The sequence below is a fragment of the Chelatococcus sp. KU-N122 genome (assembly GCF_055391085.1).
In genome coordinates, this window is record NZ_AP043981.1 from 4,807,558 (window position 1) to 4,834,557 (window position 27,000).

The 27,000-nt window shown below is 69.5% G+C and carries 22 protein-coding genes; 10 read left to right on the top strand and 12 right to left on the bottom strand.

Annotation, left to right across the window (positions count from 1 at the left end; genetic code table 11):
• The first annotated feature begins 25 nt into the window (after window positions 1–25).
• Window positions 26–1,396 carry an aminotransferase-like domain-containing protein gene (locus ACZ5PO_RS21655; RefSeq protein ID WP_464196978.1) on the top strand — a complete coding sequence of 457 codons (1,371 nt, stop codon included), beginning with the start codon at window positions 26–28 and terminating at the stop codon, window positions 1,394–1,396.
• A gap of 9 nt (window positions 1,397–1,405) precedes the next feature.
• On the opposite strand, the gene ACZ5PO_RS21660 is transcribed toward ACZ5PO_RS21655, so the two are convergent.
• The 11 genes from ACZ5PO_RS21660 to ACZ5PO_RS21710 form a co-directional block, all read right to left on the bottom strand.
• The gene (locus tag ACZ5PO_RS21660) at window positions 1,406–2,224 is read right to left on the bottom strand and encodes an ATP-binding cassette domain-containing protein (RefSeq protein ID WP_464183815.1); all 819 of its coding nucleotides are present in this window, start codon (window positions 2,222–2,224) and stop codon (window positions 1,406–1,408) included.
• Between the two features lie 126 nt (window positions 2,225–2,350).
• A complete protein-coding gene (locus tag ACZ5PO_RS21665; RefSeq protein WP_464183816.1) occupies window positions 2,351–3,181 on the bottom strand; it encodes an ABC transporter permease subunit in 831 nt (276 codons plus the stop codon).
• On the bottom strand, window positions 3,178–4,347 hold the full coding sequence (gene ssuD, locus ACZ5PO_RS21670) for an FMNH2-dependent alkanesulfonate monooxygenase (protein ID WP_464183817.1): 1,170 nt from the start codon (window positions 4,345–4,347) through the stop codon (window positions 3,178–3,180). Before ssuD ends, ACZ5PO_RS21665 begins: the two co-directional genes overlap by 4 nt.
• Window positions 4,348–4,412: 65 nt before the next feature.
• Window positions 4,413–5,372: an aliphatic sulfonate ABC transporter substrate-binding protein gene (locus ACZ5PO_RS21675; protein WP_464183818.1), complete on the bottom strand. Its 960-nt coding sequence runs from the start codon at window positions 5,370–5,372 to the stop codon at window positions 4,413–4,415.
• 14 nt (window positions 5,373–5,386) lie between these two features.
• The gene (gene msuE, locus ACZ5PO_RS21680) at window positions 5,387–5,953 is read right to left on the bottom strand and encodes an FMN reductase (protein WP_464183819.1); all 567 of its coding nucleotides are present in this window, start codon (window positions 5,951–5,953) and stop codon (window positions 5,387–5,389) included.
• Entirely contained in the window at window positions 5,950–6,219 is a 270-nt protein-coding gene (locus ACZ5PO_RS21685) for a hypothetical protein (protein WP_464183821.1), read from the bottom strand. Before ACZ5PO_RS21685 ends, msuE begins: the two co-directional genes overlap by 4 nt.
• A gap of 532 nt (window positions 6,220–6,751) precedes the next feature.
• Window positions 6,752–8,332 carry an alpha-amylase family glycosyl hydrolase gene (locus ACZ5PO_RS21690; protein WP_464196980.1) on the bottom strand — a complete coding sequence of 527 codons (1,581 nt, stop codon included), beginning with the start codon at window positions 8,330–8,332 and terminating at the stop codon, window positions 6,752–6,754.
• A 24-nt stretch (window positions 8,333–8,356) separates the two neighbouring features.
• Window positions 8,357–10,024, bottom strand: coding sequence for an alpha-amylase family protein (locus tag ACZ5PO_RS21695; protein ID WP_464183823.1), 1,668 nt, complete (start codon window positions 10,022–10,024; stop codon window positions 8,357–8,359).
• 175 nt (window positions 10,025–10,199) lie between these two features.
• Complete coding sequence (locus tag ACZ5PO_RS21700; protein ID WP_464183824.1) at window positions 10,200–10,961, bottom strand: SDR family NAD(P)-dependent oxidoreductase; 762 nt, start codon at window positions 10,959–10,961, stop codon at window positions 10,200–10,202.
• 102 nt (window positions 10,962–11,063) lie between these two features.
• Window positions 11,064–11,963 (bottom strand): LysR family transcriptional regulator, encoded by a 900-nt coding sequence (locus tag ACZ5PO_RS21705; protein WP_464183825.1) that lies wholly within the window; start codon window positions 11,961–11,963, stop codon window positions 11,064–11,066.
• A 349-nt stretch (window positions 11,964–12,312) separates the two neighbouring features.
• Window positions 12,313–13,080 carry an alpha/beta fold hydrolase gene (locus ACZ5PO_RS21710; protein WP_464183826.1) on the bottom strand — a complete coding sequence of 256 codons (768 nt, stop codon included), beginning with the start codon at window positions 13,078–13,080 and terminating at the stop codon, window positions 12,313–12,315.
• Between the two features lie 199 nt (window positions 13,081–13,279).
• On the opposite strand from ACZ5PO_RS21710, the gene ACZ5PO_RS21715 reads away from it, so the two are divergent.
• The 6 genes from ACZ5PO_RS21715 to ACZ5PO_RS21740 all read left to right on the top strand — a co-directional run bounded on the left by ACZ5PO_RS21715 (window position 13,280) and on the right by ACZ5PO_RS21740 (window position 21,406).
• Entirely contained in the window at window positions 13,280–14,470 is a 1,191-nt protein-coding gene (locus tag ACZ5PO_RS21715; protein ID WP_464183827.1) for an ABC transporter substrate-binding protein, read from the top strand.
• Complete coding sequence (locus tag ACZ5PO_RS21720) at window positions 14,467–17,289, top strand: response regulator (RefSeq protein ID WP_464183828.1); 2,823 nt, start codon at window positions 14,467–14,469, stop codon at window positions 17,287–17,289. The genes ACZ5PO_RS21715 and ACZ5PO_RS21720 overlap by 4 nt, the downstream gene beginning before the upstream one ends.
• A gap of 150 nt (window positions 17,290–17,439) precedes the next feature.
• Entirely contained in the window at window positions 17,440–17,817 is a 378-nt protein-coding gene (locus ACZ5PO_RS21725) for a response regulator (protein ID WP_464183830.1), read from the top strand.
• The gene (locus ACZ5PO_RS21730) at window positions 17,814–19,409 is read left to right on the top strand and encodes an adenylate/guanylate cyclase domain-containing protein (protein ID WP_464183832.1); all 1,596 of its coding nucleotides are present in this window, start codon (window positions 17,814–17,816) and stop codon (window positions 19,407–19,409) included. Before ACZ5PO_RS21725 ends, ACZ5PO_RS21730 begins: the two co-directional genes overlap by 4 nt.
• Window positions 19,410–19,718: 309 nt before the next feature.
• Entirely contained in the window at window positions 19,719–20,702 is a 984-nt protein-coding gene (locus tag ACZ5PO_RS21735) for a Ppx/GppA phosphatase family protein (protein WP_464196982.1), read from the top strand.
• Window positions 20,699–21,406: an RlmE family RNA methyltransferase gene (locus tag ACZ5PO_RS21740; protein WP_464183834.1), complete on the top strand. Its 708-nt coding sequence runs from the start codon at window positions 20,699–20,701 to the stop codon at window positions 21,404–21,406. The genes ACZ5PO_RS21735 and ACZ5PO_RS21740 overlap by 4 nt, the downstream gene beginning before the upstream one ends.
• Window positions 21,407–21,518: 112 nt before the next feature.
• On the opposite strand, the gene ACZ5PO_RS21745 is transcribed toward ACZ5PO_RS21740, so the two are convergent.
• Window positions 21,519–23,024: a DHA2 family efflux MFS transporter permease subunit gene (locus ACZ5PO_RS21745; RefSeq protein WP_464183835.1), complete on the bottom strand. Its 1,506-nt coding sequence runs from the start codon at window positions 23,022–23,024 to the stop codon at window positions 21,519–21,521.
• Between the two features lie 278 nt (window positions 23,025–23,302).
• Here ACZ5PO_RS21745 and guaB point away from each other — a divergent pair, with 278 nt between their 5' ends.
• The 3 genes from guaB to ACZ5PO_RS21760 all read left to right on the top strand — a co-directional run bounded on the left by guaB (window position 23,303) and on the right by ACZ5PO_RS21760 (window position 26,975).
• A complete protein-coding gene (gene guaB, locus ACZ5PO_RS21750) occupies window positions 23,303–24,799 on the top strand; it encodes an IMP dehydrogenase (RefSeq protein ID WP_464183838.1) in 1,497 nt (498 codons plus the stop codon).
• Window positions 24,800–25,136: 337 nt separating this feature from the next.
• The gene (locus ACZ5PO_RS21755) at window positions 25,137–25,565 is read left to right on the top strand and encodes an MAPEG family protein (protein WP_464183839.1); all 429 of its coding nucleotides are present in this window, start codon (window positions 25,137–25,139) and stop codon (window positions 25,563–25,565) included.
• 120 nt (window positions 25,566–25,685) lie between these two features.
• On the top strand, window positions 25,686–26,975 hold the full coding sequence (locus ACZ5PO_RS21760; protein ID WP_464183840.1) for an RsmB/NOP family class I SAM-dependent RNA methyltransferase: 1,290 nt from the start codon (window positions 25,686–25,688) through the stop codon (window positions 26,973–26,975).
• Window positions 26,976–27,000 lie beyond the last annotated feature (25 nt).

Below are 27,000 nucleotides of genomic sequence, written 5' to 3' on the forward strand. Positions count from 1 at the left end.
GACCGCCCCGCGCACGGAGCGGGTCATGGCCGTCATCCGCCGGCGTCTGGCCAACAGGGCCCTGACGGCCGGCGAGAAGCTCCCGTCGATCCGGAAGTTCGCCCGCGACATGCAGGTCTCGCCGTCGACCGTCGTGGAGGCTTACGACCGCCTCGCGGCGGAAGGGCTGATCCGGTCCCGTCCGGGCTCCGGCTTCTTCGTGGCCGGCGCCTGGCCGCCCGTGGCGCTGGCAGACGTGGCGCCGCGGCTCGACCGCGCCATCGATCCCCTGTGGGTGTCGCGGCAGTCGCTCGATGCCGGGCCCGAGATGCTGCGTCCCGGATGCGGCTGGCTTCCGCCCGACTGGATGCCCAACGCCACGATCCGGCGGGCGCTCCGCGCGCTGGCCAGAGCCGACGACGCAATGCTTGCGGACTATGGTGCCACGCACGGATCCCTCGCGCTGCGTCGGCTCCTCGTCCGCCAGTTCGCCGCCGAGGGGATCGAGGTGGCGCCCGACCAGATCCTCCTGACGGCGTCCGGCACGCAGGCGATCGATCTGCTCTGCCGTTTCCTGCTGAATCCCGGCGACACCGTCCTGGTCGACGATCCCTGCTACTTCAATTTCCAGGCGCTGCTGCGCGCCCACCGGGCCAGGATCGTGAGTGTCCCTTACACGCCGACCGGGCCGGACGTCGCGCTCTTCAACGAAGCGCTCGCGACCCATCGGCCGCGGCTCTACGTGACCAACGCAGCCATCCACAACCCGACCGGTGCCTCGCTCTCACCCCAGACCGCCCACCGGATCCTGACTGCCGCGGCGGCTCACGGCCTCACCATCGTCGAGGACGAGATCTTCGCCGACTTCGAGCCGGAGCCGTCCCCGCGGCTCGCCTCGCTCGACGGACTCTCGCGCGTGATCCGGATCGGCAGCTTCTCCAAGACCCTGTCGGCCTCCATACGCTGCGGTTACATCGTCGCTCCGCCGGACTGCATTGACGGCCTCGTCGATCTCCAGGTGGCGACGAGCTTCGGGGGGCCGAGCCCTGTCGCGGCCGAGATCGTGCTCAGGACGCTGAGCGATGGCAGCTACCGCAAGCACCTGGCCGGCCTGCGCAACCGCCTGGCGAAGCGCCGCCGGGAGATCGTCGTGCAGCTCGAAGGGGTTGGCGTCCGGCCGTGGACACTGCCGCGCGGCGGCTTCTATCTCTGGTGTCGCCTGCCCGACGGTCGGGATGCGGCCGAGGTCGCGAAAGCCGCGCTGCGCGAACGGGTCGTTCTCGCCCCGGGCAACGTCTTCAGCGTCACGCAGTCGGCCACCGATCTCATGCGCTTCAACGTGGCGCAGACGAATGCCCAAGCGCTCCGCATTCTCGGACAATCGCTTCTTTCGCGATCGGGCGAGCCCGCTCAATAGCGCGGCGCTTCAGATCCCGCTGCCCTGATCGTTGAACAGGCTGTCGAGGATGCGGCCTTCCAGGGCCGCCAGTGCCGGGTCGCCGCGATGGCGGGGGCGGGGAGCCTCGATGGCCAGATCGGCCGAGATCTTGCCCTGGTCGATCACCAGGATGCGGTCCGCCAGCGCGATGGCCTCGGCGACGTCGTGGGTCACCAATACGGCGGTGAAGCCCTGCTGCTGCCAGACCCGCTCGATCAGACGCTGCATGTCGATGCGGGTCAGCGCGTCCAGCGCGCCGAGCGGCTCGTCGAGGGCGAGCAGCCGCGGGTGGCTGGCGAGGGCCCGCGCCAGCGCGACGCGCTGCTTCTGGCCGCCGGAGAGCACCGCCGGCCACTCGTCGCCGCGGTCGGCCAGGCCGACCTCGGCCAGGGTGTCCTGGGCCTTGAGTCGGCGCTCCGCCGCCGACAGGCTGCGGTCGAGGCCGACCTCGACGTTGCCGCGCACCCGCGCCCAGGGCAGCAGCCGCGGTTCCTGGAACATGATGCGCGCGCCCGACGAGCGGCCCTCGTCGGCATCGATGAGCACGCGCCCGGCCGTCGCCTGCTCCAGGCCGACGATGAGGCGGAGCAACGTGCTCTTGCCGCAGCCGCTCTTGCCGACCACGGCGACGAACTGGCCGGCCGGGATGTGCAGGTCCACCGCCGTGAGGACCTGCTTGGGGCCGAACGACTTGGCGAGGCCTCGCAGCGTCACCGGCACGCCGCGGGCGCTCCCGTTGGCGCGGGTGGGTGCCGCGATGGGGAAGCGCCCCTCGCGCCGGCTGATCGCCGCTGCGACCGCATTCATGGTGTTGTCCCTATCGGTTGATGGTCGGTGCGGAGCGACGTCGCTTGGCGGCATCGCTCCACTCTCGGTTTTGTTTGGCGCGATCCGGCCCAAGGCCGCTGCTCACGCCTTGCGATCGGGCTCTACCTACCGGCGGTAGGCCGGGTGCCATTGCAGGGAGAGCCGCTCCAGGAACCGCGCGATGCTGTCGGCCAGCTTGCCGAGCAAGGCGTAGATCAGGATCGACAGCACGACCACGTCGACGAGCAGGAACTCGCGCGCCTGCATGGCCATGTAGCCGATGCCCGAGGACGCGGCGATGGTCTCGGCGACGATCAGCGTCAGCCACATGATGCCGAGGGCGTAGCGCAGGCCGACGAACATGGAGGGCAGGGCGCCGGGCAGGATCACCCGCCAGAACAGCTCCCACGAGCCCATGCCGTAGATGCGGCCCATCTCGATCAGCTGCGGATCGACGCTGCGGATGCCGTGCAGGGTGTTGATGTAGATCGGGAAGAACACGCCGAGCGCCACCAGGAACAGCTTGGCTTCCTCGTCGATGCCGAACCACAGGATGACGAGCGGGATGAGGGCCAGATGCGGCACGTTGCGCACCATCTGCAGGGTCGTGTCGGTGAGCTTCTCGCTGAGCGCCGACAGCCCGTTGGCCAGCCCGAAGGCCAGCCCGACGCCGCCGCCGATGAGGAAGCCGCTCAGCGCCCTGAGCGCGCTGACGCCGATGTTGTGCTGCAGCTCGCCGGTGGCGGTCAGGCGCACCGCCGCGGCGGCCACAGCGCTCGGCGCCGGCAGCACGTTGGCGGGGATCTGGCCCAGCCGCGACAGCAGCTCCCAGACGGCAATCAGCAGCGCCGGCACCAGCCAGCCGATGGCGCTGCTCGGAATCCAGCTCGACAGCGGACGGCTGCGGGGTTTCTCCACCGCCTCTTCGGCGGCCGTCTGCAGGGTGGTGTCGCTCATGATGCAGCCGTCAGTCTGGCGGCGCCGACCGCGAACTCGTTGTGGACGCTGGGCCGGTAGCTCGCGTGGTGGCGTTGGATGCCGAGCTGCGGGAACAGCAGCTCGGCGACGCGGTAGGATTCCTCCAGATGCGGGTAGCCCGAGCCGATCACCGTATCGATGCCGGCCGCCTGGTATTCACGCAGGCGCTCGGCCACCGTTGCCGGGTCGCCGACGAGCGCCGTGCCCGCCCCGCCACGCACCAGGCCGACGCCGGCCCACAGGTTGGGCGCCACCTCGAGCTTGTCCCGACGCCCGCCGTGCAGCTCCAGCATGCGCCGCTGGCCGACCGAGTCGGAGAGCGCCCGCAGGCGGCTCTGGGCATGGGCGATCTGATCGTCGGAGATGCGGCTGATCAGCCGGTCGGCGGCTGCCCACGCCTCCTCGTTGGTCTCGCGCACAATGAAGTGCAGGCGGATGCCGAAGCGCATGCGGCGGCCACGCCGGGCGGCCGCGGCGCGCACGCGCTCGATCTTGTCGGCGACGGCGTCGACCGGCTCGCCCCAGGTGAGGTAGAGCTCGGTGTGCTCGGCCGCGAGCTCGATGCCGGCATCGGATGAGCCGCCGATATAGAGCGGCGGATGCGGCTGCTGGGCGGCCGGGAAGTCCAGGCGGCTGCCGGCGACCTTGTAGTGCTTGCCGTCGAAGTCGACGGTGTCGCCCTCGAGCAGCCGCCGCCAGATGGTGAGGAACTCGGCCGCCTGAACATAGCGCTCGTCGTGGTCGAGGAAGACGCCGTCACCGGCGAGCTCGGTCGGGTTGCCGCCGACGACCACGTTGAGCAGCAGGCGGCCGTTGGTCTGCCGGTCGAGCGCCGCGGTCTGCCGCGCCGCGAACGACGGCGAGACGACGCCGGGGCGCAGCGCCACCAGGAACTTCAGCCGCTCCGTCGCCGTCGCCAGGCCCGCCGCGGTGATCCAGGAATCGACGCAGTTCTGACCGGTCGGCAGCAGCACGCCCTGGAAGCCGAGGCGATCGACGGCGCTGGCCACCTCCTTGAAGTAGCCGAAATCGGACGGGCGCTGCTGGGTCTCCGAGCCCAGGTAGGAGCCGTCGCCGTGGGTCGGAATGAACCAGAAGAAGTTCAGCGGATCGGCCGGCCGGGCGGCGATGGGGACAACGGACACGAGGTTCTCCATACCGAAGTGGTGGTGCGGCGCTCGGTGCGCCGCACCTCGACGGTGGTTGACGGTCAGCTCTGCGGCGCCACCCAGATGGCGTCCTTGACGACGATCTTCTTGGGGATCAGCCCCAGCTCGAAGAAGGTGTCGGCGATCTTCTGCTGCTGCTCGACGATCTTCGGCGTGATCGGCCCGAGCGAAATCGTCGCCCGCTCGATGGCCCGCTTGTTGGCCTGCGGATCGAGGCCGGTGGCGGCCGACGTTGCCGCCGCCGTCTCGTCGCGATGCTGGGCCACCCAGTCGGTGACCTTGCCGAACTCCTCGAGTGCAGCCTTGAGCACGGTGGGGTGCTGCTTCGCGAAATCCTTGTTGGCGAGGTAGAACGAGTTGGTCGCCGGGATCTTGTCGGTGCCCGCGAGCGGGCGGCCGTTCTGCTTGAGCTCGACCAGGGCGTAGAACGGATCCCAGATCACGAAGGCGTCGACCGCGCTCCGCGAGAAGGCGGCGATCGCGTCGGCGGGCGTCAGGTACACCGGCGTGATGTCGGCGAACGACAGGCCGTTGGCCGCCAGCGCCTGGACGATGACGTTGTGGGCGCTGGAGCCGCGCGGGATGGCGACCTTCTTGCCCTTGAGGTCGGCGACGGTCTTGAGGGGCGAGTCGTTCGGCACCAGGATCGCGTGCTGGGCCCCCGGGCTGGAGGCGGCGTAGGTGACGTTGGCGCCGGCGGCCTGGGCGAAGATCGGCGGCGTGTCGCCGACGGTGCCGATGTCGATCGAGCCGACGCCCAAGGCCTCCAGCATCGGTGGGCCGAACTGGAATTCGACCCATTTGACGTTCTCGACGCCGAGCTCCTTCAGGCGCTTCTCGATGACCTGCTGCTGGCGAGCGATGATGGAGACGCCGGCCTTCTGGAAGCCGATGCGGAACTCGGCCGGAGCCGGTTCCGCCGCCCGGCCGGACGCGGCCGGAAGCGCCAGGGCGAACGCCGCGGCGGTGGCCGAGGCAAGGAGGGTGCGTTTGGTCCACATGGGTCTATCCGGGATCAGGCGACGTCGCGGGTCGGCGCGGAAGAGGGGGAGACGGCGGATGCGAGCGCCGCGAGCTCGGCTGCGGCCTGGTCGAGCCGGTCGAGGATGGTGGCATCGGTCAGCTTGCCGTCGATGAAGTCCGGGTCGCCGGCGTAGACGGCGGTGGGCACGGACAGCGCGCTGAAGAAGCCGAACAGTGGCCGCAGCTGGTGCTCGACCACGAGGCTGTGGCGGTGTCCGCCGCCGGTGGCGCCGAGCAGCACCGGCTTGCCGATGAGCGCCGGCGGATCGATGAAGTCGATCAGGTGCTTCAGCAGGCCGGCGTAGGAGCCCTTGTAGACCGGCGTGGTCACGATCAGCGCGTCGGCGTTCTCGATGGCCGCCAGGATCGCCGTGGCCGCGATCGGCAGCCGGTCGCGGCTGAAGGCGCCGAGCCCGGGGCCGATGTCGACCAGGTCGTACAGCTCCAGCCGTACGCTGCGCCGGCGCGCCACCGCTCGTGCGGCGGTGGCGGCCAGCTCGCGTGTCTTGGAGGGACGGCGGGTATTGCCGCTCAAGGCGACGAGCCTGAGTGCGCTCATCGCAGGCCTCCTGCGGCCTGGTTGAGCCCCGCGTGCCGGATGTCGGCGCGCCGGTGGAACAGGCGGCGGGCGGCCCGCTCCGCCTCGGCCGGGGTGCGGAAGCTGTGCCCGTCGATGGCGTTGAAGCGGCCGGCCGCCGAATGGAACCGAAAGCCGCGCCGGTCGGCGGCGACGATGCCGGCGGCCGTGCCGGCGATCTCGATGATGTAGGCACTAGCCCCGCCCGCCTCGGCGGTGATGGGGGCCTCGGAAACTGCGGTCGACATGGTCTCTCCTGCCGCCGGCACGCACGGGTTCTCGCGTCCAGCGCCATGGCGGGCATGGCCTGAACGGGCAGGCGATGTCGGCCTGCGGGCGCGGTTTGGTGGCGGCGCTATACGGTTAAGGTCTCGGGTTCGTCGTGTGAGGACCTTACGACCGACAGCGATCGCGCGACGTACGAGCCCGCCGGGGCGGGAGCGGCGAAGACGCGGGCCGGGGCAAATGCTGCATTGATGCGACTCCGGCTTTCGACCAGATGCGGGCCAGTTCACGAATACGCCAGTTCACGAATACGCTCGGGCGTGTCGCCGCTCGCCCGCGGGCCGGTGCGACCGCGCTCATATGAGTACAGGACACCCCTACCGTCAATAAAAGTTGCGGTATGAGCCGGCTCGGCGAACCAATTTGAAAGATAATCTTGCTATGTCGGAGTGAAATTAGAGAATTTTTTCTTCAAGGTGGCGTGGGGAGAAAAATTTTTCGCGGGCCGATCAATGCCGGGCGCGCGATGCGCACGACGCGCCGGCGTTCCGCCCGTCAGGGCACCAGGATCAGGCCTTCGTCGGGGCGCAGCGCGATGGTGTCGCTCGCCGTCGTCTCCTCGCGGTCGAGGTGGGTGGACAGAATCGCCCGGTGCCGGCCGAGGCCGTCCACGGCGACCGGCTCGTGGCCGAGGTTCAGCACGATCAGCAGCATCTCGCCGCCGAGGCGCCGCCGATAGGCCAGCACGTCGCCGGTGGCGGCGACGCTCTCGAAGCTGCCGAGCGACAGGGCCTCGTGGGCCCGGCGCAGCGCCAGCAGCCGGCGGTGCAGCGCGAGCATGGAGGTGGAAGCCCCTGCCTCGTCCTCCACGTTGGCTGCCTCGATCGGCCCGATGGGAAGCCAGGGCGTTCCTGAGGTGAAGCCGGCGTTCGCGGCCGTGGTCCAGCGCATCGGCGTCCGCTCCGGATCACGGCCGAGGCCGAGGCCAGGCTCGTTCTTTTCCCACGGATCCTGCACGGCCTCGGGCGGGATTGCGCCGTCGACCATGCCGATCTCGTCGCCGTAATAGATCGTCGGCGTGCCGCGTAGCGTGAGCAGCAGCATGGCGGCGACGCGCGCCTGGGCGGCGCCGATGCGGCTTGCCACGCGGTGCTGGTCGTGGTTGCCCAGCACCCAGTTGGGCCAGCCACCGTCCGGCAGCGAGCGCTCGTAGGTGTCGATCAGCTCGGCCAGGCCGCGGGCGTTCCAGGCCGTCAGGATGAGCTGGAAGTTGAACGGCAGGTGCACGCCCGAGAGGTCGTGGCCGTAGTAGGCCATCAGCCGTTCCAGCGGCAGGTAGATCTCGCCGATCAGGACACGGTCGCCATAGGCTTCGACCGTCGCCCGTATCTCGCTGATGACGTCGAAGACCTCGGGCTGGTCGGCGGAATGGACCGGCAGGAAGCGGGCGCTGTCCGTCTGGCCCTCGGCGAAGGCCGGGTTGTCCGGATTGTCACGGAAGGTGGCGTCCTTGATCAGGTGCCAGATGACGTCGACGCGAAAGCCGTCGACGCCGCGGTCCAGCCAGAAGCGCAGCACGTCGTTCATGGCGGCGCGCACGTGCGGATTGCGCCAGTTCAGGTCGGGCTGCTCCTTCAGGAAGGCATGGTAATAGTACTGGCCCGAGGCGGCGTCGTATTCCCAGGCGCTGCCGCCGAAGGTGCTGATCCAATTGTTGGGCGGACCGCCGTCCGGGGCGGGGTCGCGCCAGATGTACCAGTCGCGCCTGGCGCTGTCGCGCCCGCCGCGGCTCTCCTTGAACCACGGATGCCGCTCGGAGGTGTGGTTGGGCACGAAATCCAGGATGACCTTCAGCCCGCGCCCGTGCGCGTCGGCGACCAGCCGGTCGAAGTCGTCGAGCGTGCCGAACATCGGATCGACGCCGCAGTAGTCGGCGACGTCGTAGCCGAAGTCCGCCATCGGCGAGGGGTAGAACGGCGAGATCCAGACGGCGTCGACGCCGAGCCCGACGAGATGATCGAGCCGCTGCCGGATGCCCTCGAGATCGCCGATGCCGTCGCCGTCGGTGTCCTGAAACGAGCGCGGATAGACCTGGTAGATCGTTCCGCTCTGCCACCATCGCGCCATGTCGGGCATCCCCGCGAATCTAGAAGCCGGCATTCACATCTCGGTGCGGTGGATGACATCGTCGAGCCCGCCGACCCGATACCAGCGGTAGCCGTAGGGCTCCAAGGTGACGTGGTGGCGACCGTGCCTGTCCGCCTCGCTGTGATCGTTGGAGAGCAGGTTGACGAGCTTGTCGGGCTCGCCCCGGCGCGCGCCGCTGCGAAAGCTGACGCTGCAGCCGTCGGCGTGGAAGTTGTGGAGGAACAGCGCGGCGTTGTCGCGCCAGTCGTAGCGCAGGCCCAGCACCCCCGCGTCGCGGATGGCGACGAACCGGAACCCGCCCCAGCCGACTTCGGGCACCTCCTGGCGCATGCGGATGATCCGTTCCAGCCAGTTCAGGAACGAGTTGGGGTCGCGCCGCTGCTGGGCGACGTTGACCTGGGCGTAGCCGTAGCCGCCGCTGGAGATCACCGGCAGGAAGGTCTTCTTTGCGGTGCTGAAGCCGGCCTGCGGCTCGTCCGACCATTGCATCGGGGTGCGCGCGCAGTTGCGCTCGGGCAGCTCCAGATCATCGCCCATGGCGATCTCGTCGCCGTAACGGATCACCGGCGTGCCGGGCAGGGTGAACATCACGCTGTAGGCGAGCTCCAGCCGCCGGCGGTCGCCCATCAGCATGGGCGCCAGGCGCCGGCGGATGCCGCGGTCATAGAGCTGCATCGATGGGTCGGGGCCGAAGGCGTCGAACACGGTCTGCCGCTGCCTGGGGCTCAGCCGGCCGAGATCGAGCTCGTCGTGGTTGCGCAGGAACAGGCCCCATTGGGCGGTATCGTACTCCGGCCTGGTCTGCCGGAGCGCCGTCCTCAGCGGCCGGGTGTCGGCCGCGGCGAGTGCGTAGAACAGGTGCTGGTTGACCTGGAAGTTGAACATCATCTGCATGCGGTCGCCGTCGGCGCCGAAGTACTGCATGTCGTCCCTGGGCAGGATGTTCGCCTCCGCCAGGATGACGCTGTCGCCCTTGCGCCATTGCAGGAACTCGCGGAACGAGCGCAGCATGTCGAAGTGCTCGACCGGCCTGTTGCCGGCCCGCGGCCCCTTCTCGGAAATGACGAACGGCACCGCGTCCATGCGGAAGCCGGACACGCCGAGCTGGATCCAGAACCCCATGATCTTCAGGATCTCGGCCTGCACGCGCGGGTTGGCGGTGTTGAGATCGGGCTGGAACGCGTAGAAGCGATGGAAGTAATACGCCTTGGCGGCGTCGTCCCAGGTCCACGTGGTGGTCTGCACGCCGGGGAAGACCATGCCCTGGTCGGCGTTGGGCGGTTTCGTCTTCGACCAGACGTACCAGTCGCGGTAGGGCGAATGCGGGTCCGACCGCGCCGCCTCGAACCAGGGATGCTCGTTGGAGGTGTGGTTGACGACGAGGTCGATCAGCACCCGCATGCCGCGCTGCTTGGCCCCGTGGGTGAACTCGACGAAGTCGCCGAGCGTGCCGTAGCGCGGGTCGACGCTGTAATAGTCGGACACGTCGTAGCCGTCGTCGCGCCGCGGCGAGGTCTGGAAGGGCATCAGCCACACCGCGGTGACGCCGAGACCGTGCAGATAATCGAGCCGCCGCATCAGGCCGCGGAAATCGCCGACGCCGTCGCCGTCGGAATCCATGAAGCTCTCGACCGAGAGGCAGTAGACGACGGCGTTCTTGTACCAGAGGTCGGTGATCAATCGGCGCTCCTGGCCCGCGCATATCCTCTCTGCGAACGCAGTCTGTAGCGACCTGTTCCCCCGAGCCTCGACGCAGCTATTGCCGCTGCCTGCGAGCGCGGAATGGCATCGGACGTGCATGGCGATCTCGCCTAAAGGGTGCGCGGCCGGATGCCGGAAGCGCACCCATTTGCCCTCAGGCCGGAAGGACCACGCTCTTACCGCCATCAGCCATTGTGATCGATCCGACCATGAAGCTGGCCTGATCAGAAGCGAGGAAGGCGATCACCTTGGCGATCTCCTCGGGCTGAGCCGCGCGTCCGATCGGGGCATGCCTGCCGTAGTCGGCGAGCGCCGATGCGCCATCCTCGTGGATATGATTGAGGATATTGGTCACAGTGTCTCCCGAGCCCACGGCGTTCACATGAATGCCGTGCTCGATCGCTTCCACCGCTAACGTCCGGGTGAACTGCGCCAGTGCGCCCTTCGATGCGGCGTAGGCTGCGATCGAAGGAAATGTCTGAAAGCATGCATAGGAACCCACGTTGACGATCGCACCGCTCCGGGCCGGCATCATCGCGCGCATCGCTTCGCGCGAATGCAGGAACACTCCTCGAATATTGACGGCAAAGATGCTGTCCCAATCTTCAAGGGTCATGTCCACCACCAGCTTGTTGATGATGATACCAGCGTTGTTGACCAGGACATCCAGTCTGCCGAACTGCTCCATGGCCGTTGCCACGGCTTGCGAGGCGGCGCTCTCTTCCGTGACGTCGGCGAGCAACGGGACGACCCGGGGCTGGGCGAGAGTATTGACATGCGGATCACGATCTTCCGCGATGATCGATGCGCCGCGCGCGTGAAGCAACTCCACCGTGGCGCGGCCAATCCCGCTTGCCGCGCCGGTTACGATTGCGACCTTACCCTCGAAATCTCTTACTGCGAGTTCCGTATCCATGACAGCCTCCTGCGATGTGCAGGCTGGCATTTGGGCCTTTCGAATCGTTCGGTGAATACCCCGGATTTCGCATAGATTGTTCGGGGATGGCGGTATAATCACTCATGTCTTTGCCGCTTCTCGCACCGCGGAAATGAACGCCAAGACCGCAGCCGATCGATGACGGTGGGGAGGGTAATAGAGCGCAAAGCCGGGGAAGGCTGCACAATAGTCCGTCAGAAGCGGCACGAGCTTGCCGTCCTCCACATACGGCTGAACTTCGCTCTCGACCCAGAACGCGATGCCCGCGCCCGCAATGGCGGCATCTAGCGCCGCCCGCTGATCGTTGAAGATCAAGGGGCCGGATACCGGGACGGAGAACCAAACGCCGTTCTCGAAGAACTCCCAGTTGTATAGGGCGTCATGGCCCGGCCAACGGAAACAGATGCAGAGATGATCGCGAAGCGCTTGAGGATGTTGCGGCAGGCCATACCGATCGAGATAGGTCGGCGCAGCGACGGCGATCTGCCGTATAGCGGGCTGAAGCGGGAAGGCGATCACATCCTGATCCAACATCTCGCCCAAGCGTATCGCCACATCAAAGCGGTTCGAGACGATATCGATGCCGGCATCGTCGATCTGGACCTCGACGCTGATCCGGGGGAAGCGGCGGATGAATTCTGGCAGCAGCGGCCGCAGGAAGAGTTTGTAGCCCAGACGCTGGGCGTGAACGCGCACCGGCCCGACAACTTCAGCGCCCATAGCGCTGGCTTCGCCGATGGCTGCCTCGATTTCCTGGAACGCCACCCCAAATCTTGCAGCCAGACGTTCGCCCGCCGGCGTTGGGCTGACGCTGCGCGTCGTCCGGTTCAGAAGCTGAACGCCGATGTCCCGCTCCAGCCGTCGGATCGTCTCGCTCAACGTGGAGCGAGACACGCGGAGCTCTCTGGCTGCCGCAACAAAGCTGCCATGGTCGATGATGCAACGAAGGGCAAAAAGGTCGGAGTAGTTACCGCTGGTCATGACGCATCATATCTGGCAAGTCGATGGTCTTCGGCACCTCGACAAGTTCACCCTGAGCCAAAGGCAGCGGCAATGGGGCAACGGCAAGATCGGCCCGTAGCGCCGCAGCCTGCCCTCGCCGTGCCCGAGATAGGACGAATGATTGCGTTAGGGTGCTGGCTTGCAGCCAACACCCTATCCTGGGCAATGCGCCGATACGAACGTCGTGCCCCCAATACCGCCTCTCCTACGACAACGAAGCTCTGCCGTCGTGGCCTGGGATCGTCCTGCGCCTGAAATCGTAGATTCGGCGGAAGCTGGCGCAGCTGGCGCGATTTCGAACGCGTGGCCCCACCCTCCGAGGCCTCCGTCACGGCCGTTCGGCCAAAAACTCCAGCACCGCCGCCTTGTGGGTCTTGTCGCCGACGGCGAGGTTGTGGTCGCGGCCGACGATGTCGAAGGCGCGGGCGTTCGGCATCAGCGCGGCGAGCTCGTGGGGCGAGCCGGCGATGTTGTCGGTGGTGCCGACGGCGATGAGCGTCGGCACGCCGATCTGGTAGACCTCGTCGCGGGTCAGCGTCTGGCGGGTGCCGCGCATGCAGGCGGCCAGCGCCCTGAGGTCGCTGCGGGTCTGCTCGGCGAAGTTGCGGAACATGCGCTGCTGCGGATCGGTCAGGCCTTCGGCCGAAGGCGCCTCGAGCGCATCGGCGATGCCGACCGGCAGGCCGACCCCGTCGACGAGGCGGATGCCCAGGCCGCCGAGGATGGCCGAACGCACCCGGTCCGGGTGGTGCAGGGCGAGATGGGCGGTGATGCGCGCGCCCATGGAATAGCCCATCACGTCGGCCCGCTCGACGCCGAGGTGATCGAGCAGGTTGCGGCAGTCGTCGGCCATCAGCTCGGAGGCGTACGCGGCCGGATCGTAGAGCTTCTGGCTCTGGCCGTGCCCGCGGTTGTCGAGCGCGATCACCCGGAAGCCCGCCCGGCGCAAGGTCGTGGTCCAGCCCGGATAGACCCAGTTGACCGAATGGTTGGAGGCGAAGCCGTGCACGAGCAGGATCGGGTCGCCGTGGGCGCCATCCGGCGCGGGCAGGTCGACGAAGGCGATGTCGATGCCGAGGGAGCTGAAGTGCAGCATGCGCTCAGCTAAGGCGGCCCGGACCGGAGGGCAAGCGGGCTGTTGCAAGCGCCGCTTGCGCCGTTGTCGCGGCCAAGAGCATAATTTGAGCGGGGCGCGGGCTTTGGGCCGATGGGGGACCCAGGTGCTCACCGGTGGACACACGTTCCACACTCGGAACATGGTGAGCGCGGGGCGCGGCCGAATCGGGGGGACGAACATGGCGGCGATCATGGCGTCGTTGCGGTCATCGTGGGCACGCGTCGCCACGCTTGCGATGGTGCTCGCCATGGCGCCGGCGGCGGCGCACGCCGAGGACGGCGTCAGCGCCGACCGCATCCTGTTCGGCCAGGTGGCCGCCCTGGACGGGCCGGCGCGCGGCCTGGGCCAGGGCATGCGCGCGGGGCTTCTCGCGGCGTTCGCCGAGGTCAACGCGGCCGGCGGCGTCGGCGGCCGCCAGCTCGAGCTGAAATCGGTGGACGACGGCTACGAGCCGGACCGGGCGATCGCCGCGGCCAAGCAGTTGATCGGCGCCGACCAGGTGTTCGCGCTGATCGGCGCGGTGGGCACGCCGACCTCGGCGGCGACGAAGCCGATCGCCGAGCAGGCGGGCGTGCCGTTCATCGGCGCCTTCACCGGCGCCGAGCTGCTGCGCACGCCGTTCCAGCGCACCGTGGTCAACCTGCGCGGTTCCTACTTCCAGGAGACCGAGGAGATGGTGAAGCGGCTCACCGGCGACCTCGGCCTGACGCGCATCGCCATCCTCTACCAGGACGACGCCTTCGGCCGCGCCGGGTACGAAGGCACCGTGCGGGCGCTCGCCCGGCGCGACATGAAGCTGGTGGCCGAGGGCACCTTCGAGCGCAACACCACGGCCGTGCGTGCCGGCCTGCTCCAGGTGCGCAGCGCCGACCCGCAGGCGGTGATCCTGATCGGCCCCTATCAGCCGGTGGCGGAGATCGTGCGCGTGGCCAAGCGCCTCAAGCTCGGCGCGGCGATGCTGACGGTGAGCTTCGTCGGCGCCGATAGCCTGGCCCAGGAGCTCGGGCCCGAGGGCGACAACGTCGTGGTGACCCAGGTGATGCCGTTCCCGCGCGACCGCTCCGTCAAGATCGTCGCCAGCTATCTCGACGCGCTCAAGCGCTCGGCGCCGGACACCCAGCCGGGCTATGTCTCGCTCGAGGGCTACGTCGTCGGCCGCATGGTCATCGATATTCTCGACCGCACCGGGCTCGACGTCACCCGCCAGCGCTTCCTCGACACCATCTACGCCAAGCCGCAGTTCGACCTCGACGGGCTTCGCCTCACGTTCGGCCCCACCGACAACCAGGGCATGGACGAGGTCTACCTGACCATGCTCAAGGGCGGGCAGGTGGTGCCCGTGGCGGATCTCAGCGGATTGCGGAAATGACAGCTGTCGCCGAGGGCGGGCCCGCGCCGCGCCGCCGCTGGTATGAAAGCATCGCCGGCCGCCTGCTGCTGGCCTTTGCGCTGATCTCGGCGCTGACGGTGGTGGCGACCATCGTCGCCTGGGTGCGGCTCGCCGACCTCGGCCGCGTCATCGACCGGCTGACGGGCCGCAGCCTGCCGGCGGTCTCGATCTCGCTGGAGCTCGAGACCGCGACCGCGCAGGCCGCGGCCAGCGCGGCCGAGCTCGCCCGGGCGGGAGGCGACAGCCAGCGCACGGCGCGACTGGCGACGCTCAAGGCCCAGACCGCCGAAGTCAGGCGGCTGCTCGATCAGTTGCAGCAGAGCGCCGGCATGACCCCGCAGGTCGGCCGGCTCAAGCCGCTGGTCGAGGACATCGACGGCGAGACGACCCGGCTCAACCAGACCGTGCAGGAGAAGGTGGCGATCGGCGCGCGGCGCGCCGCGGCGACGGCGGCGGTGACGCCCGCCACCGACGCGCTGTCGCGTCTGCTGGCGCCGCTCGCCGACGAGATCATCTTCGATGTGACGCTGACGCTGGAGGACGTCGCCCAGGGCCGCAGCCAGGCGGTCGAGGGCATCAGCACCCAGCAACTGCCGTTGCTGCAGGCGATCTACGAGGCGCGCACCACCATCGCCACCATCGCCACCCTGCTCAAGCAGGTTGCGACGATCGACGAGCCGGAGCTGCTGGTGCCGTTGCAGGACCAGTTCCGGGCGGCGGGGGATCGGCTGCGCCGCAGCCTCGACGTGGTGGCCTCCAAGTCGAAGATCGCATCGGAGCGCTTCCAGCAGGTGAGGGGCGCCGTCGACAACCTGCTCCATCTCGGCGAGGGACAGGCCGGCCTGTTCGACCTGCGTCGGGCCGAGCTTGCCGCGCAGGCGACCGCGGGGGTGCGGCAGGCGGCGTTTCAGGCGATCGGCCGCCGGCTGAGCGATGAGGTCAGCAACCTCGTCGGCACCGCCGAGACCGATGCGGACCTGGCGTCGGCGGCGACCGTGCAGGGGATTGCCGCGAGCCGCCTGTGGCTGCTGATCATCGCCGGGCTGAGCCTGGCGCTCGCGATCCTCGTCGTCTGGCTGTTCGTGATCCGCTACATGGTGCATCGGCTGGTCGAGCTGGCCGGCAGCATGCTGGCCATCGCGCGCGGCGACCTTGCCGCGCCGATCCCGTCGGCGCGGCCGGACGAGCTCGGTGACATGAGCCGGGCGCTGGCGGTGTTCCGCGACAACGCCCGCGAGATCCACACGGCCCGCGACGAGGCGGAGCGGGCGCGCGCCGCCGCCGAGGAGGCCTCGCGTACCAAATCGTCCTTCCTCGCCAACATGAGCCACGAGCTGCGCACGCCGCTCAACGCCATCATCGGCTACAGCGAGATCCTGCTGGAGGATGCGGTCGACCGCGGCGACGAGGACAGCCAGCCGGACCTGCGCAAGATCCAGACGGCCGGCAAGCACCTGCTCGGGCTGATCAACGACATCCTCGACCTGTCCAAGATCGAGGCGGGACGGCTCGACATCTTCCTGGAGGACGTCGACGTCCAGAAGCTGGTCGGCGACGTCTCGACCCTGGTGCAGCCGCTCATGCACGCCAACCAGAACCGGCTGGTGATCCACTGCCCGCCGGATATCGGCGCCATGTCGACCGACCTGACCAAGGTCCGCCAGAGCCTGCTCAACCTGCTCTCCAACGCCGCCAAGTTCACCAAGTCCGGCGAGGTGAAGCTCGACGTGGCGGCGGAGCCCGGGGCCGACGGCGTCCGCCGTATCCGCTTCAGCGTGACCGACAGCGGCATCGGCATGAGCGAGGAGCAGATCGGCCGGCTGTTCCAGGCTTTCACCCAGGCCGATTCGTCGACCACCCGCAACTACGGCGGCACCGGTCTCGGCCTCACCATCACCAAGCATTTCTGCATCATGCTGGGCGGCTCGATCGACGTGACCAGCAAGCCCGGCACGGGCTCGACCTTCACCATCGTGCTGCCCGACGCCGGCGCGGCTACGGCCGCTCCGGGCCGCTCGCCGCTGGCCGGCCGCACGGCGGCGGCCACGGGGCCGACCGTGCTGGTGGTCGACGACGATCCCGTCGTGCACGACGTGCTGACCGCCACGCTGGTGCGCGACAACTATCGCATCCTGCACGCGCGCAACGGCGAGGAGGCTATGCGCATCGCCCGCGCCACGCCGCCGGACGTGATCACGCTCGACGTGGTGATGCCGCACGTCGACGGCTGGTCGGTGCTCGGCATGCTCAAGTCGGACCCGGTGCTGGCGCCGATCCCGGTGATCATGATCAGCATCGTCGACGACCGGGCGCTCGGCTACTCGTTGGGCGCCTCGGAGTTCATGACCAAGCCGGTCGACCGCCAGCGCCTGCTCACGGTGCTGCGCGCCGTCGTCGACAAGCCGCGCGGCGGGCTCGTGCTCATCGTCGAGGATGCGGCCGACGTGCGCGGCTTCATCCGGCAGGTGGTGGAGAGCGCCGGGCTCAAGGTGGCGGAGGCGGCCAACGGCCAGGAGGCGCTGGCGTGGCTCGAAGCTAACGGCAATCCGGCGCTGATCCTGCTCGACCTGATGATGCCGGTGATGGACGGCTTCGCCTTCCTGGAGGCCATGCGCGCGACGCCGGCCCGCCTCGACGTGCCGGTGGTGGTGCTGACCGCCAAGGACCTGACGGACGAAGAGCGGACCTTCCTGGCCGAGCGAACCATGCACGTGTTCACCAAGGGCATGCAGTCAGGCCAGAGCCTCGCCGCGGCCCTCGCCGCTATTGTCGCGCGCAAGCCGGGGCAGGCCGCCTAGAGCATGATCCCAAAAAGTGGCTGCCGGTTTTTGGAAAAGATCATGCTCAAAGAATGACTTAGAGCAGGATGATGGTTCGAGGATAGATCATCCTGCTCTCGTGAAGGACCGCGTGAGCGCAGCCCGGGCGACGGAGCCCTCGAGGAGACGATGACACGGATTCTGTTGGTCGAGGACAACGAGATGAACCGGGACATGCTGTCCCGCCGCCTGGCGCGCCAGGGCTTCGAGGTCGCCATCGCGGTCGACGGGCAGCAGGGCGTCGACATGGCGCGGGCCGACCGGCCCGACCTGATCCTGATGGACATCAGCCTGCCGGTGCTCGACGGCTGGGAGGCGACGCGCCTGCTCAAAGGGGACGCCGCCACCAGCGCCATCCCCATTATCGCGCTCACCGCCCATGCCATGGCCCAGGACCGCGAGAAGGCCCTGGAGATCGGCTGCGACGACTTCGACACCAAGCCGGTGGAGCTGCCGCGGCTGCTCGAGAAGATCCGCGCCCTGGTGGGCGCCACGGGGCCGGCGTGAGCGCCACGGCCGCATCGGACGCCGCGCACCGGGCCCTGCTCGCCCACATCCGCCAGGAGTTCAGCGCGCCGGCCAACGCCATCGCCGGCTATGCCGAGATGATGGTCGAGGATGCCGACCGCGCCGGCTACGCCGAGCCCAAGGCCGACCTGCTGCGCATCCTCAGCGCCGCGGGCTCGCTGCAGGGGCTGCTGGCCGATCTGCTCACCGGCGACGGCGCCGGCCTCGACGTCGGCAAGGTGCGCCACGACCTGCGCACCCCGATCAATGCCATCAAAGGCTACGGCGAGATGTTGCTGGAGGATGCCGACGACGGCGGCTACGCCGAGCTCGTCGACGACCTGACCGGCGTGCTCGCGGCCGCCGACGACATGCTGCGCCGCATCGACGAGCTGGTGAGCTTCGCGAGCGGCGGGCAGGGCGGCGGCGCGGCCCCCGGGGGAGGGTTGGCGGCCGGCGCCCTGGGGCTCGGCCACGCGTCGACCCTGGCGCCGCTCCAGGACATGCTGTCGCCCCGCGTCCACGCGCCGGGCGCCGTTCTGGCCGGCAAGATCCTCGTCGTCGACGACAACGGCCTCAACCGCGACGTGATCGGCCGCCGGCTGCGCCGCGAGGGCCACGAGGTGGATCTGGCCGAGAACGGCACCGCCGCCCTGGCGGCGATCGCGGCCAAGCCGTTCGACCTGGTGCTGCTCGACCTGATGATGCCGGACATCACCGGCTACGACGTGCTCACCCGGCTCAAGGCGGACGAGCCGACCCGGCACATCCCGGTCATCATGATGTCGGCCCTCGACACCATCGACAGCGTCATCCGCTGTGTGGAAGCGGGGGCGCTCGACTATTTGCCCAAGCCGGTCGACACGACGCTGCTGCTGGCGCGGATCGCGGCGGCGCTCGACACCAAGTTCCTGCGCGACCGCGAGCAGCTGATGCTGAGCGAGCTGGCGCGCGAGCGCGACCGCAGCGAGCGGCTGCTGCTCAGCGTGCTGCCGGCGGCGGTGGTGGAGCGCATCAAGCAGGGCACCTCGCTGATCGCCGACCTGGTGCCCGAGGCGACGATCCTGTTCGCCGACATCGACAACTTCACGCCCATGGCCGGCCGGCTGGAGCCGAGCGCGCTGGTGCAGCTGCTCAACACCGTGTTCTCTGCCTTCGACCGGCTCGTCGACCGATTCGGCGCCGAAAAGATCAAGACCATCGGCGACGCCTACATGGTCGCCGTGGGCCTGCCGGAGGCGCGGGCCGACCATGCGCCGGTGGCGGCGCGCCTCGCCCAGGCCATGCTGGACGAGCTGCCGGGCCTGAGCGCCGCCTGCGGCGAGCCGCTCGGCATCCGTGTCGGGCTGCATTCGGGGCCGGTGGTGGCCGGCATCATCGGCGAGCGCAAATGGGCCTACGACGTCTGGGGCGACACCGTGAACATCGCCAGCCGCATGGAATCCCATGGGGTTGCAGGGCGCATCCACATCTCCGAGACGACGCGCGGGCTGCTCGTCGGAGGCTTCGCCGTGGAGCCGCGCGGGCCCATGCCGATCAAGGGCGCCGGGATGATGAGCACCTTCTTTCTCGGGCCGGAGCACGCCGCCTGAGGCCGCCGTCGGCTGCCGCTCCTTCTCCCGTGTGTTGCCTCTGCCGGGCGACGGGCTGGCCTGCGGGCTGCACCGCTGATAGGCTGGCGCCAACTTGCGCAACGCGGGGCGGTTGCGCCGAAGGGTGTGTCAGTGTCGGCGAGTGACGAAGCAGGCGCCGCGGAGGCTCGGGCCGAGAGTGCTGTCGCGGCGGCATCGCCCGATGCGTCGCTTGCCTTTGACGGCCCGATCGCGCCTGCAGCGGCGCTGATTCCGTCCACCGGCCGGGTCTACACGGCGCACGAGCGCTGGCCGTCGGCAGCGCGCGGCGTGGCCTATGGGGCGCTCGACCTCGGCACCAACAACTGCCGGCTGTTGATCGCCGAGCCGGCCGAGCCGCATTTTCGCGTCGTCGACGCGTTCTCCCGCATCGTGCGCCTGGGTGAGGGGCTCGGCGCCGCCGGCCGCCTCGGCGACGGCGCCATCGAGCGCGCCATCGAGGCGCTCAAGGTCTGCCGCGCCAAGATGGACCTGCGCGGCGTCTCCCGCGCCCGCCTGATCGCCACCGAGGCCTGCCGGGCGGCGACCAACGGCGAGGCCTTCGTCGCCCGCGTCCAGGCCGAGACCGGCTTGGCGCTCGAGGTGGTGGACCGCAAGACCGAGGCGTTCCTGGCCGTCTCCGGCTGCGCCAGCCTGGCCGACCCCGGCGCCCACGCGGTGCTGGTCTTCGATATCGGCGGCGGCTCGACGGAGGTGGCCTGCCTGCTGGGCCCGCGCATCGCGTCCGCCGCCGACCCGTGCGAGCGCATCGAGGACTGGGTGTCGCTGCCGGTGGGCGTGGTGACCCTGGCCGAGCGCCACGGCGGCTACGACGTGACGCCGGCGGTCTATGAGGACATGGTGGACGAGGTGATGGATCTCCTGGCGCCGTTCCGGGCGCGCGTCGGCTGGGCCGCCCGTCGCCGCGGCTTTCACCTGCTCGGCACCTCCGGCACCGTCACCACCATCGCCGGGGTGCACCTGCGCCTGCCGCGCTACGACCGGCGGCGGGTCGACGGCCTGTGGATGTCCGACCGGCAGGTGGACCGCATCGTCTGGCGCCTGCGGCGGGCGAGCTATGCGGAGCGGGCGGCCAACGCCTGCATCGGCCGCGACCGGGCGGATCTGGTGCTGGCCGGCTGCGCCATCCTCGATGGCCTGCGCCGCTCGTTCCCGTCGCCGCGCCTGCGCATCGCCGACCGTGGCCTGCGCGAGGGGATCCTCATGTCGCTGATGCGCGCCGACGGCGTCTGGCGCCAGGGACGGCCGTCGTGAGCGAGCCGCCGCGCGGCGGCCAGCGCAGCCTGAAGGTCAGGCTGAAGACCGCCAAGAAACGCTCGCTCGCCTCGCAGAAATGGCTCGAGCGCCAGCTCAACGACCCCTACGTGGAGCGCGCCAAGCGCGAGGGCTGGCGCTCGCGCGCGGCGTTCAAGCTGATCGAGATCGACGACAAGTACAAGCTGCTCAAGCCCGGCCAGCGCATCGCCGACCTGGGCGCCGCGCCCGGCGGCTGGTCGCAGGTGGCGGCCAAGCGCATCGGCGCGGCCGACGGCAAGGGCCATATCGTCGCCATCGACCTCTTGGCCATGGACCCGCTGCCCGGGGTCGACACGGTGCAACTGGACTTTTTGGCGCCGGAGGCGCCCGACAGGCTGATCGCCATGCTCGGCGGTCCCGCCGACGTGGTGCTGTCGGACATGGCCGCCAACGCCACCGGCCACAAGAAGACCGACCACCTGCGCATCGTCGGCTTGGCCGAGGTGGCCATCGACTTCGCCCGCCAGGTGCTGGCGCCGGGCGGCGCCTTCCTCGCCAAGGTGCTGCAGGGCGGCACCGAGCACACCCTGCTGGCCGACCTGAAGCGCGATTTCGCGACGGTCCGCCACGTCAAGCCGGCTGCCAGCCGCGCCGATTCGGCCGAGCTCTACGTGCTGGCCACGGGGTTCCGGGGACGCAGCGAGGCTGCGCCGAGTTCCTGAGGCGATGGATGGCCGGGTCAAGCCCGGCCGTGACGCTGGAAGGGATGCGCGTCGGCTACAGGCCGTCATGGCCGGGCTTGACCCGGCCATCCATCCAACGGACGAATCCCCCTCACGTCTCGCCGGCGGTCGGGTGCTGCTGCACCGCCTCGGCGGTGAGCCGGCGGGCGCCGCCGGGCGTCTCGACGCGCTCGCGCGGCACGTGGCCCGAAACCTCGGCGCCGGCGTCGCGGGCGAGGCCCATGGTGACCAGCACGGAGCTGGCCGACACCGCCGCCACCACCAGGAAGGCCGGCCAAAAGTCCTCGGCGCGGATCTCGGCGTGGCCGTTGAGGTCGGAGGCCAATTGCAGCACCAGGGCGCCGAGCGCGACGCCGAACGACAGCGACAGCTGCTGGGCCACGCTCGACAGGCTGGTGGCGTAGCTCATGTCGCGCGCCTCCACGTCGGCGTAGCCGATAGCGTTGATGGCGGTGAACTGGAGCGAGCGCAGGCAGCCGCCGACGAACAGCACGGCGAGCATCACCGTCATCGACGTGGTGGGGGTGAAGAAGCCGTAGACCCCGAGCATGGCTGAAGCCAGCACCGCGTTCGCCGTCAGCACGGTGCGGAAGCCGTAGCGGCGCAGCACGCGGGTGGCGAGCGTCTTCATGAACAGCGCCCCCACCGCCGAGATGAAGGTGATGAGGCCTGACTGCACCGGGCTGAGCCCGAAGCCGAGCTGGAGCATCAGCGGCAGCAGGAATGGGATGGCGCCGACGCCGATGCGGAAGAGCGAGCCCGCCACCACGTTGGTGCGGAAGGTGGAGATCTTGAGCAGGTCGAGCTTCAGCAGCGGCGCCGCGACGCGCCGGGAATGGACATAATAGAGCGCCAGCGACACCGCGCCGGACACCGCCAGCGCCACCGAGATGCCCGCCGGGATCAGGTGGCGGCCGCCGCTGGCGAAGCCCAGCATCAGCGCCGCGAAGCCGAAGCCCGCCAGGACGAAGCCGCCGATGTCGAGCGGCGCCACGTCCTCCTCGCGGATGTTCTCGATGAACACGCTGGCTAGCACGATCCCTAAGAGCCCGATGGGGATGTTGATGAAGAAGATCCAGCGCCAGTTGAAATAGGTGGTGATGAAGCCGCCGAGCGGCGGCCCGATCACCGGCCCGACCAGGGCCGGCACGGTGAGGTAGGCCAGGGCCGAGACGAGCTGCGCCTTGGGGATCGACCGCAGCAGCACGAGGCGGCCGACCGGCACCATCATCGAGCCGCCCATGCCCTGCAGAAAGCGGGCGGCGACGAAGCTGCCGAGCGAATTGGACAGCGCGCAGGCGAGCGAGCCGCCCATGAACACGACGATGGCGAGGCGGAACACCGTGCGCGCGCCGAAGCGGTCCGCCATCCAGCCGCTGATCGGGATGAAGATGGCCAGGCTCACCAGGTAGGAGGTGAGGGCGAGCTTGAGCGCGATCGGATCCTCGCCGATGTCGGCGGCAATGGCCGGCAGCGACGTGGCGATGACCGTCGAATCCGTGTTCTCCATGAACAGCGCGCAGGCGACGATCAGCGGAATGAGCATCTGCCGGTCGAGCTTCACCCCGGCCAGCCTGTTGGAGAGCGCCTGCAGCATCCCTTGGGTCCGATCCTCGCCCCGAGTTCTTGGGCCCTCCCTGAAGGGCCGCCCCTGTGGATAGCCGCAACATAGGGACCGGGGCAGGCGATGCACGGGGCCACGTCACAGGGCTTTCATGCGCTGCGCGCACATCGGCTGCGACCGCGTTGACTTTTGCGCGATGCAAAACGACGTGCTATGGGCCGCCGTCAACTTCGCCCGCGCATCGATCCTCTGTTTCGGGGGGCGGCGGACCAGGGCGGTCACCATCGGCGATGCCGGATCGGAAGTTGACCATGGCAGAATTCGACACCACCGGACGTATTCGCGAAGGCCTCACCTTCGACGACGTGCTGCTGCAACCCGGCCCCTCGGACGTGATGCCCGGCGAGGTCGATGTCGCCACCCGTCTCACCAAGACGATCAAGCTCTACCTGCCGATCATCTCGTCGGCCATGGATACGGTGACCGAGGCGCCGATGGCCATCGCCATGGCCCAGCACGGCGGCATCGGCGTCATCCATCGCAACCTCGAGCCCGAGCAGCAGGCCGACGAGGTGCGCCGGGTGAAGAAGTTCGAATCCGGCATGGTGGTCAACCCGGTGACCATCTACCCGGACGAGACGCTGGCCGATGCCTTCGCCCTGATGAAGCGCCACGGCATCTCCGGCATCCCGGTGGTGGAGCGCGGGCCGGAGGGCCACAACGGCAAGCTCGTCGGCATCCTCACCAACCGCGACGTGCGCTTCGCCACCAACCTGGGCCAGCCGGTCTCCGAGCTGATGACCAAGGACCGGCTGATCACCGTGCGCGACGGCGTCGGCCAGGACGAGGCCAAGCGCCTGCTGCACCAGTTCCGCATCGAGAAGCTGCTCGTCGTCGACGACCACTACCGCTGCACCGGCCTGATCACGGTCAAGGACATCGAGAAGCAGGTCGCCTATCCCAACGCCGCCAAGGACGAGCGCGGGCGCCTGCGGGTCGCCGCCGCCACCACCACCGGCGAGGACGGCTTCATCCGCTCCGAGCGGCTGATCGATGCGGGCGTCGACGTGGTCGTCGTCGACACCGCCCACGGCCACTCCCGCCGCGTGCTCGAATCGGTGACGCGCGTGAAAAAGCTCTCCAACGCGGTGCAGGTGATCGCCGGCAACGTGGCCACGAAGAGCGGCGCCCAGGCGCTGATCGACGCCGGCGCCGACGCCATCAAGATCGGCATCGGCCCGGGCTCGATCTGCACCACCCGCGTCGTCGCCGGCGTCGGCGTGCCCCAGCTCACCGCCATCCTCGACGCGGTCGAGGCGGCATCGGTGCACGGCATCCCGGTGATCGCCGACGGCGGCATCAAGTACTCGGGCGACGTGGCCAAGGCGCTGGCGGCGGGGGCGGAGTGCGCCATGGTCGGCTCGCTGCTCGCCGGCACCGAGGAGAGCCCGGGCGAGGTGTTCCTCTACCAGGGCCGCTCCTACAAGGCCTACCGCGGCATGGGCTCGGTAGGCGCCATGGCGCGCGGCTCGGCCGACCGCTACTTCCAGCAGGATATCAAGGACACCCTGAAGCTGGTGCCCGAGGGCGTCGAGGGCCAGGTGCCCTACAAAGGCCCGGTCGCCAACGTGCTGCACCAGCTGGCCGGCGGCCTGCGCGCCGCCATGGGCTATGTGGGCGCCGCCAACCTGGCCGAGCTGCGCGAGAAGTCGACCTTCGTGCGCATCACCGGCGCCGGCCTGCGCGAGAGCCACGTGCACGACGTGACCATCACCCGCGAGAGCCCCAACTACCCGTCGTCGATCTGAGCCCGCCGAGCTCTTGTTCTGCAAGCGTAGCGCAAGCTGGACGACCCCCACCCTTAATCCCTCCCCACAAGGGGGAGGGAGGAGCGTTTGTTTGCAGCCCTTGAAGAATTGGCGAGGCGGCCAGCCGAACGGCCTCCCCCCTTGTGGGGAGGCTGGCCCGAGCGAAGCGGAGGGACTGGTGGGGGGCGGGTCCAACCGCCGCGACGCCAGCAGGACCGGCCGCAACGAGATGTGTGCATCCCGATAGCCCGGCCATGGCGGCAGCAGGCGGCTGGAACACGGCCTCGCCGACGCTGTTCTTCAAGGCGACCCCGCCCACCGGAAGGCTCCCCGCGCCATGACCGTCCAGGCCATCCTGCTTCCCGTCTTCGTCCTCGTGGCGCTCACCTTCGCGCTGCTGATCGGGCTCATGGTGGTGCGCCAGCGCGCCATGAAGGGCCAGGATTTTCGCGTGGGCGACATCGCCCTCGATGCCGACCGCTGGCCCGAGGCGTCGCGCAAGCTCAACAACGCCTACGACAACGCGCTGACCATGCCGGTGCTGTTCTACGCGCTGGTGATCCTGGCGCTGGTAACGCGCAAGGCCGACTTCCTGTTCGTCGTCCTGGAGTGGATCTACGTCGCCGCCCGCGCCGTGCAGATGGGCATCCACGTCACCTCGAACACCGTGCCCCTGCGCGGCGCGGCCTTCGCCGTCAGCACCGTGGTGCTCGGCATCATGTGGATCATCTTCGCCGTGCGCATCCTGGTGTCCTATGGCCCGTGAGTCATTCCGCGTGATGGATGGCCGGGTCAAGCCCGGCCATGACACTGGGAAGGTCGCGGCACGCCTTATGGCGTCATGGCCGGGCTTGACCCGGCCATCCATCCACTTGGGAAACTGCCCATGACCCCCGGGGCCCGCATCGCTGCCGCCATCGAGGTGCTCGACGACATCGCCGAGCGGCGCCGGCCCGCGCCGGATGCGCTCAAGGACTGGGGCCTCAAGCGCCGCTTTGCCGGGGCCAAGGACCGCGCCGCCATCGCCTCGCTGGTCTACGACACCCTGCGCCGCAAGGCCTCGGCCCAGTGGCTGATGGGGGCGGAGACGCCGCGCGCCGCCGTGCTCGGCATGCTCCGGCTCGACCGCGGTCTCGACCTGACCGCCGCCGAAGCCCTGTTCTCCGGCGAGGGCCACGCGCCGCCGCCGCTCACGGGCGAGGAGCGGGAGCGCTTCGCCCACGTCACGCTCGACGGCGCTCCGCCTGATGTGGCCGGCGACTATCCGGACTGGCTGACGCCGGCGCTCGTCCAGGCCTTCGGCGACGAGGCGGTGGCCGAGCTCGCCGCGCTCGCCGCCCGCGCGCCCATCGACCTGCGCGCCAACGCCTTGAAGGCGACCCAGGCCGAGACGCTGGCCGACCTCGCCCACCTCGGCGCCACCGCTGCCCCCTACGCCCCCGAGGGCCTGCGCATCGCCGCGCCGCGCGACGGCCGCGGCCCCTCGCTGCAAGGCGAGGAGGGCTTTATCAAAGGGCGCTTCGAGGTGCAGGACGAGGGCTCGCAGCTCGCCACCCTGCTCACCGGAGCAGCGCCGGGCCTGCAGGTGGTCGACCTCTGCGCCGGCGCCGGCGGCAAGACCCTGGCGCTCGCCGCCCTGATGGACAACCGCGGCCAGATCTACGCCACCGACATCGACGGCCGCAGGCTCGCTCCCCTCTACGCCCGCCTGGAGCGCGCCGGCGCCCGCAACGTGCAGGTGCGCGCGCCCAAGGGCCGCTGGCGGCCGGACGGGCCCGATCCGCTCGCCGATCTGGCCGGCCACATCGACCTCGTGGTGGTCGACGCCCCCTGCACCGGCACCGGCACCTGGCGCCGCAACCCGGACGCCAAGTGGCGCCTGCGGCCCGGCAGCCTCACCGAGCGCCTGCGCGACCAGGAGGTGGTGCTCGACCGGGCGGCCGGCCTGGTGAAGCCCGGCGGCCGCATCGCCTACATCACCTGCTCGGTGCTGCCACAGGAGAACGAGGAGCAGATCGCAAGCTTCCTCGCCCGCCACCCGGATTTTGCGCCGGCGCCGCTGCCGCCGCTGCCCGGCGGCGCCCCCCACCGGGAGCGCCCGGGCGGCGCCGTGCAGCTCACGCCGCGCGCCACCGGCACCGACGGCTTCTTCGTCGCCGCGGTGGCGCGGCGGTGATGGTCGGTCCTTTGACCAGGATCAG